Origin of the sequence: Zhengella mangrovi, from assembly GCF_002727065.1 — a bacterium.
Lineage (GTDB): Bacteria > Pseudomonadota > Alphaproteobacteria > Rhizobiales > Rhizobiaceae > Zhengella > Zhengella mangrovi.
Window position 1 is genome coordinate 326,678 of the sequence record NZ_PDVP01000002.1, and the last position, 12,767, is coordinate 339,444.

The 12,767-nt window shown below is 66.0% G+C and carries 18 protein-coding genes; 4 read left to right on the forward strand and 14 right to left on the reverse strand.

The window, feature by feature from the left end; all coding sequences use genetic code 11:
- Positions 1-31 precede the first annotated feature (31 nt).
- Both CSC94_RS05390 and CSC94_RS05395 read right to left on the reverse strand, forming a co-directional pair.
- Positions 32-559, reverse strand: a complete 528-nt coding sequence (locus CSC94_RS05390) for a gamma carbonic anhydrase family protein (RefSeq protein ID WP_099304555.1) — start codon at positions 557-559, stop codon at positions 32-34.
- A gap of 45 nt (positions 560-604) precedes the next feature.
- Positions 605-931, reverse strand: a complete 327-nt coding sequence (locus tag CSC94_RS05395) for a DUF6949 family protein (RefSeq protein ID WP_133122823.1) — start codon at positions 929-931, stop codon at positions 605-607.
- A gap of 104 nt (positions 932-1,035) precedes the next feature.
- On the opposite strand from CSC94_RS05395, the gene CSC94_RS05400 reads away from it, so the two are divergent.
- Positions 1,036-1,764 (forward strand): hypothetical protein, encoded by a 729-nt coding sequence (locus CSC94_RS05400; RefSeq protein ID WP_099304560.1) that lies wholly within the window; start codon positions 1,036-1,038, stop codon positions 1,762-1,764.
- A 9-nt stretch (positions 1,765-1,773) separates the two neighbouring features.
- Here CSC94_RS05400 and CSC94_RS05405 read toward each other — a convergent pair whose 3' ends face one another.
- Both CSC94_RS05405 and cysE read right to left on the reverse strand, forming a co-directional pair.
- Positions 1,774-1,983, reverse strand: coding sequence for a DUF3126 family protein (locus CSC94_RS05405; RefSeq protein WP_099305252.1), 210 nt, complete (start codon positions 1,981-1,983; stop codon positions 1,774-1,776).
- 123 nt (positions 1,984-2,106) lie between these two features.
- Positions 2,107-2,931, reverse strand: a complete 825-nt coding sequence (gene cysE, locus CSC94_RS05410; RefSeq protein WP_099304562.1) for a serine O-acetyltransferase — start codon at positions 2,929-2,931, stop codon at positions 2,107-2,109.
- A 109-nt stretch (positions 2,932-3,040) separates the two neighbouring features.
- Here cysE and CSC94_RS05415 point away from each other — a divergent pair, with 109 nt between their 5' ends.
- Positions 3,041-3,832 (forward strand): enoyl-CoA hydratase-related protein, encoded by a 792-nt coding sequence (locus tag CSC94_RS05415; RefSeq protein ID WP_099304564.1) that lies wholly within the window; start codon positions 3,041-3,043, stop codon positions 3,830-3,832.
- 9 nt (positions 3,833-3,841) lie between these two features.
- Here CSC94_RS05415 and CSC94_RS05420 read toward each other — a convergent pair whose 3' ends face one another.
- From CSC94_RS05420 to CSC94_RS05435, 4 genes are all read right to left on the reverse strand, one after another.
- Complete coding sequence (locus CSC94_RS05420) at positions 3,842-4,711, reverse strand: alpha/beta fold hydrolase (RefSeq protein ID WP_099304566.1); 870 nt, start codon at positions 4,709-4,711, stop codon at positions 3,842-3,844.
- Entirely contained in the window at positions 4,708-5,463 is a 756-nt protein-coding gene (locus tag CSC94_RS05425) for an alpha/beta fold hydrolase (RefSeq protein ID WP_099304568.1), read from the reverse strand. The genes CSC94_RS05420 and CSC94_RS05425 overlap by 4 nt, the downstream gene beginning before the upstream one ends.
- Positions 5,464-5,483: 20 nt before the next feature.
- Positions 5,484-5,939, reverse strand: coding sequence for a DUF192 domain-containing protein (locus CSC94_RS05430; protein WP_099304573.1), 456 nt, complete (start codon positions 5,937-5,939; stop codon positions 5,484-5,486).
- 61 nt (positions 5,940-6,000) lie between these two features.
- Positions 6,001-6,582, reverse strand: a complete 582-nt coding sequence (locus CSC94_RS05435) for a cold-shock protein (protein ID WP_099304578.1) — start codon at positions 6,580-6,582, stop codon at positions 6,001-6,003.
- Positions 6,583-6,807: 225 nt separating this feature from the next.
- Here CSC94_RS05435 and CSC94_RS05440 point away from each other — a divergent pair, with 225 nt between their 5' ends.
- Positions 6,808-7,263 carry a VOC family protein gene (locus tag CSC94_RS05440; protein ID WP_099304582.1) on the forward strand — a complete coding sequence of 152 codons (456 nt, stop codon included), beginning with the start codon at positions 6,808-6,810 and terminating at the stop codon, positions 7,261-7,263.
- 7 nt (positions 7,264-7,270) lie between these two features.
- On the opposite strand, the gene CSC94_RS05445 is transcribed toward CSC94_RS05440, so the two are convergent.
- The gene (locus CSC94_RS05445; protein ID WP_165784327.1) at positions 7,271-8,353 is read right to left on the reverse strand and encodes an NAD(P)/FAD-dependent oxidoreductase; all 1,083 of its coding nucleotides are present in this window, start codon (positions 8,351-8,353) and stop codon (positions 7,271-7,273) included.
- An 86-nt stretch (positions 8,354-8,439) separates the two neighbouring features.
- On the opposite strand from CSC94_RS05445, the gene mnmC2 reads away from it, so the two are divergent.
- Positions 8,440-9,177, forward strand: coding sequence for a tRNA (5-methylaminomethyl-2-thiouridine)(34)-methyltransferase MnmC2 (mnmC2, locus tag CSC94_RS05450; RefSeq protein ID WP_245408265.1), 738 nt, complete (start codon positions 8,440-8,442; stop codon positions 9,175-9,177).
- 24 nt (positions 9,178-9,201) lie between these two features.
- Here the strand turns inward: mnmC2 and CSC94_RS05455 are convergent, their stop codons facing one another.
- The 5 genes from CSC94_RS05455 to CSC94_RS05475 all read right to left on the reverse strand — a co-directional run bounded on the left by CSC94_RS05455 (position 9,202) and on the right by CSC94_RS05475 (position 12,753).
- The gene (locus CSC94_RS05455; protein WP_099304589.1) at positions 9,202-9,780 is read right to left on the reverse strand and encodes a hypothetical protein; all 579 of its coding nucleotides are present in this window, start codon (positions 9,778-9,780) and stop codon (positions 9,202-9,204) included.
- Between the two features lie 68 nt (positions 9,781-9,848).
- Positions 9,849-10,115, reverse strand: a complete 267-nt coding sequence (locus CSC94_RS05460; RefSeq protein WP_425356504.1) for a hypothetical protein — start codon at positions 10,113-10,115, stop codon at positions 9,849-9,851.
- Complete coding sequence (gene gatA / locus CSC94_RS05465) at positions 10,112-11,593, reverse strand: Asp-tRNA(Asn)/Glu-tRNA(Gln) amidotransferase subunit GatA (protein WP_099304594.1); 1,482 nt, start codon at positions 11,591-11,593, stop codon at positions 10,112-10,114. The genes CSC94_RS05460 and gatA overlap by 4 nt, the downstream gene beginning before the upstream one ends.
- 28 nt (positions 11,594-11,621) lie before the next feature.
- Positions 11,622-11,909, reverse strand: a complete 288-nt coding sequence (gene gatC, locus CSC94_RS05470; RefSeq protein WP_099304597.1) for an Asp-tRNA(Asn)/Glu-tRNA(Gln) amidotransferase subunit GatC — start codon at positions 11,907-11,909, stop codon at positions 11,622-11,624.
- A gap of 136 nt (positions 11,910-12,045) precedes the next feature.
- The gene (locus tag CSC94_RS05475) at positions 12,046-12,753 is read right to left on the reverse strand and encodes a metal-dependent hydrolase (protein WP_099304602.1); all 708 of its coding nucleotides are present in this window, start codon (positions 12,751-12,753) and stop codon (positions 12,046-12,048) included.
- Positions 12,754-12,767: the final 14 nt, after the last annotated feature.

The following is a 12,767-nucleotide window of genomic DNA, read 5'->3' on the forward strand; positions in this document are numbered from 1 at the left end:
TCCCTTTTTGGGCGGCGGATTGGCGCAGCCCCTAGAGCGCCTTCAGGCCGGCGGCGTATTTTCGCTGCTTTTCCACATAGTGCATGGCCGACATCCGGAGCATGCCGATCGCCTGTTCATCGAGCGCGCGCACGACCTTGGCCGGCGATCCGACGATCAGGCTGTTGTCCGGGAACTCCTTGCCTTCGGTCACGAGCGCGCCGGCGCCGACGAGGCAGTTGTTGCCGATCCGGGCGCCGTTGAGGACGATGGCCCCCATGCCGATCAATGAATTGTCGCCGATGGTGCAGCCGTGCAGCATGGCGCGGTGGCCGATCGTGCAGCCCTTTCCGACCGTCAGCGGATAGCCGATATCGGTGTGCATCACCGTGTGTTCCTGGACATTGGTGCCGTCACCCAGCGTGATCGGCTCGTTGTCGCCGCGCAGGACCGCGCCGAACCAGATCCCGACATCGCGCCCGAGACGGATATCGGCAATGACGTGGGCATCGGGGGCGATCCAGACGCTGGCCTCGTCCTCGAACACCGGGCGCCGCTCGTCGAGCGCATAGACAGGCATGCTTTTCTCCTTGTTTCAATCCGGGTCCCGATTCGGGCGCCTTCCTCACGCCGCCCCGTCGAAAACCGCCGACAGCAGTGCCAGCGAGACCACGCCCAGGGCGACGACCCATACATTCACGACAACGAAGACACCTGCAAGCGCCGAACGGGAAATCGCCGCGTCGCGGCGGGCGTCCATGGCGTCGTTGAGCATCATGGCCGGGCCGGCAAAGGCCGTGAAGACCATGGAACGCAGGAGGCGCGCGGTGGAAACGAAGGGCGGCAGGAAGGTCACCGGCCGCGAAACGAGCGCCTCGGCTGTGGCCGCGACACAGCCCGTAACCGTCAGGCCGGTCAAATAGGCGAACAAAATCAACTGGACGCTACTCATCTTTACGGACCGTTTACCATGTTGCACGAAGACTAAGACATTCTCCGCGTGCCGCAAGATGCGTGCCAGCGGACCGTGTTTCATGCCGGCACAGAGTTTTGTCCATGTCCGTCACCGCCGACCAGGATCTCATCGTCAAGCAACTGGACGCACGGTTCATGACGCGGGTTTTCATGGTGTTTGCCGGACTCGCGGTGGTCGCTGGCCTGATCCTGCTGGCCGGCCGTCATTTCAGCGGCATGATCGCCATGGCCGGGAACACCGAGGACACGACGATCCGGGAAATCGTGACCGGCAACAACGTCTTCCACGTTCCGTCGAACATGATCCGCTACGAGCGGCAGCGTGCCGATGGCGCGCAGGACAAGCTGGAACTCTACGTCCGCTGGCCGGACATGACGGGCTACAAGCGCGTCCATGCCGACGATTTCAACAATGCCAGCGGCCGGCACAACATCGTCTTCCTGACCTTCCAGGAACAGATCATGTCGCGCGACATGTCCGGGCGCGTGGAGCCGATCTACCGCGACCTGATCATCGAACCCGGCATCGCCGGCCCGGGGGGGCTGACGATGCACGGTTTCAAGGAAAAGACCGGCTATCTGGATGAACTGCTGGTGCTGGGATCGCGCAAGGGGGAGCCCCCGTTCGCGGCGCGCTGCCTGGCTGGGGAAGCGGCCAGGCAATCCATGGCCGCATGCGAGCGCGACATCCACGTCGGCGACCACCTGTCGCTGACCTACCGCTTCTCCCGCGACCTGCTGGCCGACTGGCGCCGGCTGGACGCGGGCGTGGTGTCGCTTGCCAACAAGCTGCTCGTCACCGAGAAATGAGCCCGGGCATCACTCCAGGTCGATATCCAGGATGGCCATGGCGAGGTTGTAGGAGACTTCGCCCTCTTCCTCGATCCGGTCGATGATGCCGAGGAATTCCTCACCCAGGTAAAGCTCGCAGGAATCGCTCTTGCGAGGACGCGCCTTGATCTGCAGGGCCTGGTTCATGAAGGTTTTCTTGAAATAGGCATCCAGCTTGCGCAACTCGTCGGGTTTCAAGGTATCCTGCTCCATCTGGCAATTGACTGATTTTGGCCTTGCGGGGACACCCCTCGCCGGCCCCCGGCTTCTGGCATGGCTGCGGGCCGGGTGTAAACCCTGCCCTTCGCCTTTCCCCGCGGATCAGCGATCCTCGAAGGCGATCCGCTGGTCCATGTCACGCGAGGGTTCCGCGCAACCGCTTTCGCCGACGATCCGGGCCGGAACGCCGGCCACGGTCTTGCACGGCGGAACGGGGTTGAGCACCACGGAGCCGGACGCGACCTTGGCCCCCGCACCGATCTCGATATTGCCGAGAATCTTGGCGCCGGCGCCGATCAGGACGCCGTGGCGGATCTTGGGATGGCGGTCGCCGTCTTCCTTGCCGGTCCCGCCGAGCGTCACGCCCTGCAGGATGGAGACATCGTCTTCGATGACCGCAGTCGCCCCGACGACAAGGCCGGTCGCGTGGTCGAGAAAGATGCCCTTGCCGATTCGCGTCGCCGGGTTGATGTCGGTCTGGAAGACGGCCGACGAGCGGCTCTGCAGGTAAAGCGCGAAATCCTCGCGGCCGTTCTTCCAGAGCCAGTGGGCGAGCCGGTGGGTCTGGATAGCGTGGAAGCCCTTGAAGTAGAGCACCGGCTGGATGTAGCGCGTGCAGGCCGGATCGCGATCGTAGACCGCCTGGAGATCGACCCGCAGGCTTTCGGAGAAGGCCTGGTCCTCGCGCATCATCACGCCGAAGGTCTGGCGGATGAGATCGGCGCCAAGGTCGGGGTGGTCGAGCCGTTCGGCGACCCGGTGAACGACGGCATCCTCGAGGGATTCGTGGTTGAGGACCGTCGAATACAGGAAGGCTGCCAGCAGTGGGTCGTTGGCGACAGCCTCCCGGGCTTCGCGACGCACTTCAGACCAGATCGGATCGACCGGCTTCAGATTGCCGGCGCTCTTGGCGGACTGGACGGCCATGACGGTACCCTCGTCGTTGTTCGAGACACGGAAAATAGGTCAGAACGGCTTGCATTCAAACCGCATTCTTTACACAAGCCGGTGAAACAGCATTTAACCGGGGAATGGCATGGCCGAAATCACCGATGGACTGGACGCGGAATTCCATGACGGCATCGCCCGGATCACCATCCGGCGGCCTGAACGGAAGAACGCCGTCACGCATGCCATGTGGCGTGCGCTCGCCGATCACGTCAACCGTTGCGCCGGCGATGACGGCGTGCGCGTGATGATCCTTTCCGGCGACGGCGCCGATTTTTCCGCAGGCGCCGATATCGGCGAGTTCGAAGCGGTCCGACGGGACGCCGAAACCGCGCGTGCCTACGAGATGGCCAACTCCGATGCCTTCGCGTCGCTTCGCCATGCCCCCTTCCCGGTGATCTCGGCGATTTCGGGCATCTGCTTCGGCGGCGGCTTCGGGCTGGCTGCGGCCTGCGACCTGCGGGTAGCCACGCCGGACGCGGTGTTCGCCGTTCCGGCAGCGCGGCTTGGCCTGGCCTATCCGCAGGACGCCATGATCGACATCGTGACGGCGGCCGGAACGCAGATGGCGAAATGGCTGACGTTCTCGGCGGCCCGCATCACCGCCGCGCAGGCGCTGGCGGCCGGCTTCCTGCTGGAGATCGAGGCAGACCGGCCGGCATTGCAGGCGCGCACGACCGCCATGGCCGAAACGATCGCGGACAACGCGCCGCTGTCGGTTCGCGCGTCCAAGGCGGCAATCCACGCGGCGGCCAGCAAGGCCGATTCCGACGCCGCGCTGGCACAGAAACTCGGGGCGATCACGTTCGACAGTGCGGATTACGCGGAGGGACGCGCGGCCTTCCGCGAAAAGCGCAGGCCCGTTTTCAAGGGCCGGTAGCGGGCAACGTCAGACGGCCTCGACGCGGCGGAGGAAATCGACGATCGCGTCGCAGAAGACATCGTTGCGGTCGCCGGCGACCATGTGCCCGGCCCCGCCGACATCGGCATATTCGCCCCGAGGCATGGCGGCGACGGTGGCCCGCGCGGTCTCCTCGTCGACGAGCTCCGACTGCATGCCGCGGACCAGCAGGACCGGCAGATCGAGCCGGTCGAGGTTGGATTCGAGCGCGATCATGTGGGCTTCCGCACCGCGGTCGATGTTGTATTCCCCGGTTGAGAACGCGGGATCCCAGTGCCAGCGGTAGCGGCCGTCGTCGCAAAGGCGCAGGTTCTTGCGCAGGCCATCCAGCGAACGCGGCCGCTTGCGGTGCGGCAGGTAGGAGGCAATGGCGTCGGCGGCTTCTTCCAGCGACCCGAACCCGTCGGCCAGGCGGGCCTGCATGAAGCCAAGGATGTGCGAGACGCCCGAGCGGTTCATGCGCGGCACGATATCGACCAGCACCAGGGAGGTCAGGCGGGGCCGGATGTTGATCTCGGAGGCGAGGAACGAAAGCCCGCCGAGCGAGGCGCCCACGCCAGAGGGCGCTTCCCCGAACATGTCGGTCAACTGCTCGACCAGCGCCTCTGCGTCGCGGCCATAGTCGGCGAAGCGGTAGTGGCCGGAGGCAACCCACTCGCTGTCGCCATGGCCGCGCAAGTCGACGGCGACGGCGTGCATCCCGTTCTCGACAAGGCGGGCGGCCGTTCGCGACCAGGCATGGCGGGTCTGCCCGCCACCGTGCAGCAGAAGGACCGGATGGCCGCCGCTGCCCCAGATCTCGCCGGTCAGGCGATTGCCCTCGGCGCCGGTGAAAACCGTCTTTCGCGCATGCTTCAAAGCGGATGCTCCGACAGGAATTGCAGCGCCCGCTTCTTGAAGGTGCGGTCGCCGACCGAGAGCATGTGATCGCGCCGCTCGATGTCAAAGGCCTCGCCCTTCGGCATCAGGGCGGCAAGCTTCTGCGGCGAACCGGCGATGTCATCGACCGTGCCGACGGCGACCAGTGCCGGAACGGCGATGCGGGCGACGTCGTCCTCGCTCAGCAGGTCGCGCGAACGGGAAATGCAGGCCGCCAGCGCCTTGCGGTCGCTCTTCGTCTGGTCGGCGAAAGTGCGGAACAGCTTGCCGCGCGGATGGGTGATGGCGTCCGGGTCGTCTGCAAGCAGCGCCTCGGCGATGGGATCCCAGTCGCCGACTCCCTCGACCATGCCGTATCCGAGACCGCCGAGGATGACCGACGCGACCTTGTCCGGGAAGAGCAGCGCCATGAAGGCGGTGATACGTGCGCCCATCGAATACCCCATGACATGGGCCCGCGGGATGCCGAGGTGATCGAGAAGTGCTGCGGCATCCCCGGCCATGGCCTGCGGCGTGTAGGCTTCGGGATCGTAGATCTTTTCCGACCGGCCGTGGCCGCGATTGTCGATGGCGATGGCCCGGTAGCCGGCCTGGTTGAGGGTCTGGACCCAGCCGGGGGTGACCCAGTTGACCGAATGCGACGACCCGAACCCGTGAATGAGCAGGACCGGATCGCCCTCGCCCTCGTCGATGAAGGCGAAATCATACCCGTCATGGCTGAAATGCTGCATGCAGACCCCGATCCGGCGTGTCAGTCGGCCGGGATGAGCGGATGAACCACCTTCACGCCCGGCCGGATACCGGCCTTTTGGGCCATTCCGGCGTTGAGTTCAAGCACGTAGCGGACGAGCCCGTTCGAGCGGAGGGCGTCGAGCGAGAACGGCACGCCGCGGCGGATCGAATCGACCGTGCCATCCTCGCGGATGTAGATGATGTCGAGCGGAAGGATGGTGTTCATCATCCAGAACGCGGCGCGGATGTTGTCCTGGAAGACGAAGAGCATGCCGTGGTCGTCCGGCATGGCGGTGCGGAACATCAGGCCGGTGCTGCGCTCGCCCGGCTCGTCGGCCACTTCGATGTGAAAGGAGAAGCTGCCCTTTTCGGTCGTGACCGTCAGGGGGACGGGATGAACCTCGAGGACCTGGCCCTGCCCTTCGGCGGTACCGGTCGGCGAATCCGCCCGCGCTGGCGCCGACGGCGCCAGCATGCATAGCGCCAAGGCGGCCAGCAGAACCGCCAGCCAGCCGGATCTCGCCCGTTTGCGGGGATCAGTTGGGAATGATGGGTGTGCCAAGATCGGGATGAATCTCTGCCGCCATGAGCCCCTTGTCGCCACGACCGAACCGGACCAGGACGACCTGTCCGGGCCTGAGTTCGGCAATGCCGAACCGGCGCAGGGTTTCCATGTGCACGAAGATGTCTTCCGTTCCTTCCCCGCGGGTGAGGAAACCGAAGCCCTTGGTGCGGTTGAACCATTTGACGAGCGCACGTTCCAGCCCGCTTTCCGGGATGACGGAGACATGCGTGCGCGGTGCCGGTGCTTCGAGCGGATGGACCGCCGTGGAATTGTCCATCGACAGCACCTTGAACGCCTGCAGGCCGCGCTCGCCCGGCTTGACCAGGACCAGCACGCGCGCGCCCTCCAGCGCGGTCTGGAAACCGTCCCGGCGAAGGCATGTCACGTGAAGGAGAACATCACCCAGAATGGCGCGGTCGGGCACGATGAAACCGTACCCCTTCGCAACGTCGAACCACTTGATCGTGCCGGCGATTTCTTCCAGCCCCGCATCGCCGACGGAGCCCGTCTCAACATCCAAACTCCGGTCAGTCTCGGAGGTCTTTTCCCCCATCTGGCCGCACCTTTCAACAAATAATACAAACTGATTCTAAGTGGAATCATAACATCGGGTCTCGGAGACAAGGCAAGACCCCGTCCGGCAAATAACCGGGATTACCCACCGGCAAGCTGCGCGCGGCCCATGGCCCTTGAGGAAGGCGGGCATCGCGCCATATGCTGGGCACCGATCCGAAGAGCCCGCCCGGGCTCACCTTCCCCACTGCAAGGAGACCTGCCCATGCGCTTCCGGCACACGATGATCCGCGTCACCAACGTGGAGGAATCGCTCGATTTCTTCTGCAACAAGTTCGGCCTCGTCGAGACCCGCCGGGTCGACAATGACGCCGGCCGTTTCACCCTGATCTTCCTCGCCGCGCCGAAGGACGAGACGTCGGCGCGCGAGACGCGCGCCCCGGAAATCGAGCTGACCTACAACTGGCCGGGCGAAGAGGGTTCGACCGAGACCTATACCGGCGGACGCAACTTCGGCCATCTCGCCTACTCGGTCGATGACATCTATGCCACCTGCCAGGACCTGATGGACAAGGGCGTGACCATCAACCGGCCGCCGCGCGACGGATACATGGCCTTCATCAAGTCGCCAGACGGCATTTCCATCGAACTCATCCAGGAAAACGGCCCCCTGGAGCCGAAGGAACCCTGGAAGAGCATGAAAAACACCGGAAGCTGGTAACACGGCGTCAACCGGGCCTTGCGGCCGTCGCGGGACCGGGCCATGCCAGCCCCAATGCAGCGTCCGCCATGGCGTGGGCAACGGCAAAGGTAATCTTGAACCCGCCGGTCGCCAGGATCACCGGACCCGCTCCCAGCCGCTGAACGACGGGGCTTGCCGACGGCCCCTTCGGGCGGATGCCGGCCCAGCGTTCCACGACCGGGGCGTGCACGAGGGCGGGCGAGAGGTTCCGTGCCCTGGCGATGACCTGTTCCAGCCGCCCGTCGGTTTCCCTGGCATCGCTCCATTGCTTCTCCGACGTCGACCCGACCGCGACCAGCCCGTCATCATGGGCAATGGCATAGACGCCCTCGTCGTAGAGCACCGGCAGGGCGGGATCGACGGGCAGGACCGGGCGCAGGAGAGCCGACTGGCCCTTCACGCCCGCCCCACTGGGCGCATCCGGCAAGCCAGCAACGAGGCCGAAGCTCTGCCAGCCGGCGGCCACGATGACCGTGCCGGCCCGCACGCGTCCGCCGTTGGCGAGCAAGACGGTCCCGTCCTGCTCCACGCCGGACGCCGGGCAGCGGGCGGCGAGATCCGCCCTGCCGGCCAGCGCGCTCTGCACGGCATGGACAAGGCGGCGCGGCGCAAGACGGGCGGTGAAGGTTTCGACGGAAAAGCCGAACGGACCGGCGTCATCGCCGATCCAGCCCGGCGCCGGGTTCCTGTCCACGACGCGCCAGGACCAGTCCGGACCGCCTGCCCCGGCGCGCGGCCAGACCCGGCCAGCCTCGGCCGCCCACAGGGCATTGCGGTCGCGCTGGGCCGCGCTCGTCAAGGGGACGATCCGGCCGGTGCGCCGGTAGCCGCAGGACAGGCCGGTTTTCGCTTCCAGTTCTGCGATTTCGCGTTCCAGCGACAGCAGGCCATCGAGTTGCGCCTGTTTCTTCGGTGACCAGTTGACCGGCTGGTGCGGCATCAGCGCCCCGAGATGGCCGTTCGAGCCGCCGCGCCCCGGCTCGCCGGCATCGAGAACCAGCGGGTGCAGGCCCCTGCGCGCGGCCTTGAGCGCACACCAGAGGCCGACGATCCCGGCGCCGACGATCACGAGCGGCGCACGAGATGGGATATCGCTTTTTGACAAGGAATCCGGCATGGTTCGGGTTGTTTGAACGCTTGTGCGGGGAATTGCAATTGGCGGAACCGCCTTTCGGGCGCAAGAGCCATGAAATCCATCCACTGACCTGGGACGCGGACGGACAGCCGATTTCCGTGCTGTTCGATGACCCGTTCTGCTCGCGGTCCGATGGCCCGGGCGAAACGCGGCACGTGTTCCTGAAAGGCAACCGCCTGCCGGAAGCCTGGGCGACGGCGCCCTATTTCTCGATCGCGGAGCTCGGATTCGGGACCGGCCTGAACTTCCTGGAAACCTGGAGCCGCTGGCGCGCGACCCGCCCTTTCGCCGCGCAACTGTCGTTCACCTCGTTCGAGGCCTATCCGCTGTCGCCGGACCAGATCACCCGGGCCCTTAAGCGCTGGCCGCACCTGTCGGAGCTTTCGGAACGCATGCTGTCGGTGCTGCCGTCGGACTGGCCGCCGCATGGCGAGGAACGGCCGATCCGGCTCGACCGTCAAACGCAGCTGATGATCGTGATCGGGGATGCGCGCGAAACGGTGGCCGGCTGGCCCGGGCGGGCAAACGCCTGGTATCTCGACGGATTTTCGCCCGCCAAGAACCCGGAGATGTGGAACGAGGCGCTGATGCAGGCGGTGCACGACAAGACCGTGCCCGGCGGCACGTTCGCCACCTATACTGCGGCCGGCTTCGTGCGGCGCAATCTCCAGGCGGCCGGGTTCCGGGTCCAGACCATCGACGGGTTCGGCACCAAGCGCGACATGCTGACGGGCGAACGGAAGAAGCCGCAGCGCTAGGCCGCTTGCGGCCCGGGCGGCGTTTCAGGGCTTCGCAATGCCTTCGCGCATGTCTGCCATCAGCGCGTCGAGCTGCTTGCCGAGCGCGGCAACGATGGCGGGCGGCAGTTGCTTTTTCGGACCGTTGCCGGCGATCGCCCGTTCAGCGACCATCAGGTCGCCGGCCTTGCCAGGGCCGGAAGCCCCTGCCTCGACGGCCGCGCGAAACGGGATCGCGACATGGACCCGGGTGTAGATGGCCGGCGTGCGGTCGTCGGTGCCCTTGATCACCACGGCCATGAGCATCGGCCGGCTGATGCCCTCGGCCGACTTCAGCGGCGCAGTCACGATTTCCGCCGGTACCTTGCCATCATGCGCTACGCCGGTATGGACGAGGCCGTTGCGGACGACCGGCAGGCCGGTTTCCTTGAAACCGGCCTCGACCACCGCTGCCATGCCGTCGCATATGTGCTGGGCATAGGCCTGTTTGGTGCTGGAATCGCAATAGACGATGATGCCGTCGATGCCGGCCATGATCGCGCGCCAGTCCGGTCCGTCCGCGCGCGCCGGCAGGATGCCGGCCGCCACGGCCACCAGGCCCGTTGCAAGTGTTTTCCCGTGCATGCGCCTTCCCCCAGCTGTTTGCACCCGGCAGGAAACGCCGGCGCCAGAAAAGGCGCAAGCGACGGCGGTCACAGCGCCGAGGCGCGCAGTGCGTCCGCCTCGTCCTCGAACGGGCCATCCCAGGCCGCACGGTCCGCGCGGCGGTACCAGTAGCCGGCATTCCAGGCATCGCCCTCGATGCGGTGACAAAGCGCGTGCAGCCAGTCGAAAGCGGCTTCGCCCTCGTGCGCCTGGGCGATGTCGTGGGCCGCATGCCATTGCGGCCCCATCCCGTGGCCGGCGTCCGCCAGCGCGTCGAGCGCCCGGCGCAGATCGTCGCCGGACGCGGCTTTCACCACCATTTCGCAGGCGAGAAACGGCCGGCGGCCTGCTCGATCACGTGGGCAGTGGCGAACAGGGTTTCCTCGTCGAAGGGCTTGCCGATGAGCTGAAGGCCGAGCGGCAGGCCCTTGGCGTCGAGACCGGCCGGCACGGCGATGCCCGGCAGGCCGGCCATGTTGACGGTAACGGTGAAGACGTCGTTCAGGTACATCTTGACCGGGTCGGAGGCCAGTTCCTGGTCCGCGATGCCGAAGGCCGCCGACGGCGTCGCCGGCGTCAGGATGGCGTCGACGCCGGCCGCGAAGACGTCCTCGAAATCCTTCTTGATCAGCGTGCGGACCTTCTGCGCCTTGAGATAGTAGGCGTCGTAATACCCGGCCGAAAGCACGTAGGTGCCGACCATGATGCGGCGCTTGACCTCGTCGCCGAAGCCCGCGGCGCGGGTCCTCTCGTACATGTCGACGATATCCTTGCCCTGTTCGCGCAGGCCGTAGCGGACGCCGTCGTAACGGGCGAGGTTCGAGGAGGCCTCGGCCGGCGCCACGATGTAATAGGCCGGCAGGGCGTATTTGGTATGCGGCAGCGTGATCTCGACGATCTCGGCGCCGGCCTCGCGCAGCCAGTCGATGCCCTGCTGCCAGAGCTTTTCGATTTCCTCCGGCATGCCCTCGACGCGGTATTCCTTCGGAATGCCGATCTTCATGCCCCTGACCGAACGGCCGAGCGCGGCCTCGTAATCCGGCACCGGCAGGTCGACGGAGGTGGTGTCCTTCGCGTCGACCGAGGCCATCGACTTGAGCAGGATGGCAGCGTCGCGCACGTCGCGGGCGATCGGGCCGGCCTGGTCGAGCGACGAGGCGAAGGCGACCATGCCCCAGCGCGAGCAGCGGCCATAGGTGGGCTTGATGCCAACGGTGCCGGTGAAGGCAGCCGGCTGGCGGATGGAGCCGCCGGTGTCGGAGGCGGTCGCACCGGCGCAAAGCCAGGCAGCGACGGCAGCCGCCGAACCGCCCGACGAGCCGCCCGGCACCAGATCGGCGTTGGAACCGGTTGCCCGCCAGGGATTCTTCACCGGGCCGTAGAAGCTGGTCTCGTTGGACGAGCCCATGGCGAATTCGTCCATGTTCAGCTTGCCGAGCATGACGGCGCCATCGGCCCAGAGGTTCGCGGTGACCGTCGATTCGTAGCGCGGGCGGAAGCCGTCGAGGATGTGGCTGCAGGCCTGCGTATGCACGCCCTCGGTGGCGTAGAGGTCCTTGATCCCAAGCGGGATACCCTCCAGCGCGCCGCCCTCGTTCTTCGCCAGGCGTGCGTCGGAGGCGGTGGCCATCTGGCGCGCCCGGTCATGGGTCACGGCGACATAGGCATTGATGACCGGGTTGGCCTGGTCGATGGCGGCCAGGTATGCTTCGGTCAGTTCCACGGCGGTGAAGGCCTTTGCCTTCAACTGCTCGCGGGCTTCGGCAATGGTCAGTGCGGTCAGTTCGGTCATGATCGGAGGGTTCCGCGCAGCAGTTGGATTATTCGACGACTTTCGGCACGAGGAAGAAATTGTCCTCGGTTGCCGGGGCGTTGGCGACGATGTCGGCAGCCTTGCCGCCATCGGTCACCTCGTCGATGCGCTTCTTCATCTCCATCGGGATTACCGACGTCATCGGCTCGACGCCGGAGACATCGACCTCGTCGAGGTGTTCCACGAAGCCGAGAATGGAATTGAGCTTGCCGGTCAGGGCCGAGACGTCTTCCTCGGTGACGGCAATACGGGCCAGGCGCGCGACGCGCTTGACGGTGTCGAGATCGACGGACATGCGAATGCTCCGGCGCGTGAGTAACAACAGGATAATGCCCGGGCGACGACATCGCCCGGGCGTCTCACCCCCGGCTATAAAGCCACGGCCGGTCCGGCGCAACAATCAATGGCCGCTGCGCGGCAAAGCCGCCGGCTCAGAGGTCGACGGCCTCGCCGATCGCCGGGATGAGGACGTCCACGCCCGAGCCGTCCATCCCGGCGGTGAACTTCGAGGCATCGGGCTCGATGATCGGGAAGGTGCCGTAGTGGCAGGGAATGACGGTGGAGAACTTGAAATAGCGCTGGCAGGCCAGTGCCGCCACCGCGCCGCCCATGGTGAAGCGGTCGCCCACCGGCACGAGGCCGATATCGGGCTGATGCAACTCGTTGATCAGCGCCATGTCGGAGAAGATGTCGGTGTCGCCCATGTGATAGAGCGTCTTCTCGCCCGGCGCGTGCAGCACGAGGCCGAGCGGATTGCCGAGATAGACATTATCGCCGCCGCCGGTCTGGGTGGACGAGGAATGCTGGGCATGGACGAAGGTGGTGGTGAAGCCGCCGCAATCGACCGTGCCGCCCTGGTTGCCGGGGTTGAGCTTCTCCTGGGCAACGCCCTTGGCGGCCAGGTACATGGCGATCTCGAAATTGGCGACAAGCTGCGCGCCCGTTGCCTTGCAGATCTCCACCGCGTCGAGCAGGTGGTCGTCATGGCCATGGGTCAGCAGAACATGAGTGACGCCCTCGGCCGGACCTTCCCATCCCTTGCCCCAGGACGGGTTGCCGGACAGGAACGGGTCCAGGAGAATCCTCGCGTCGCCAAATTCGACGCGGAAGGCAGAATGGCCGTACCAGGTGAGTTTCATAGGGAACCTCCTCG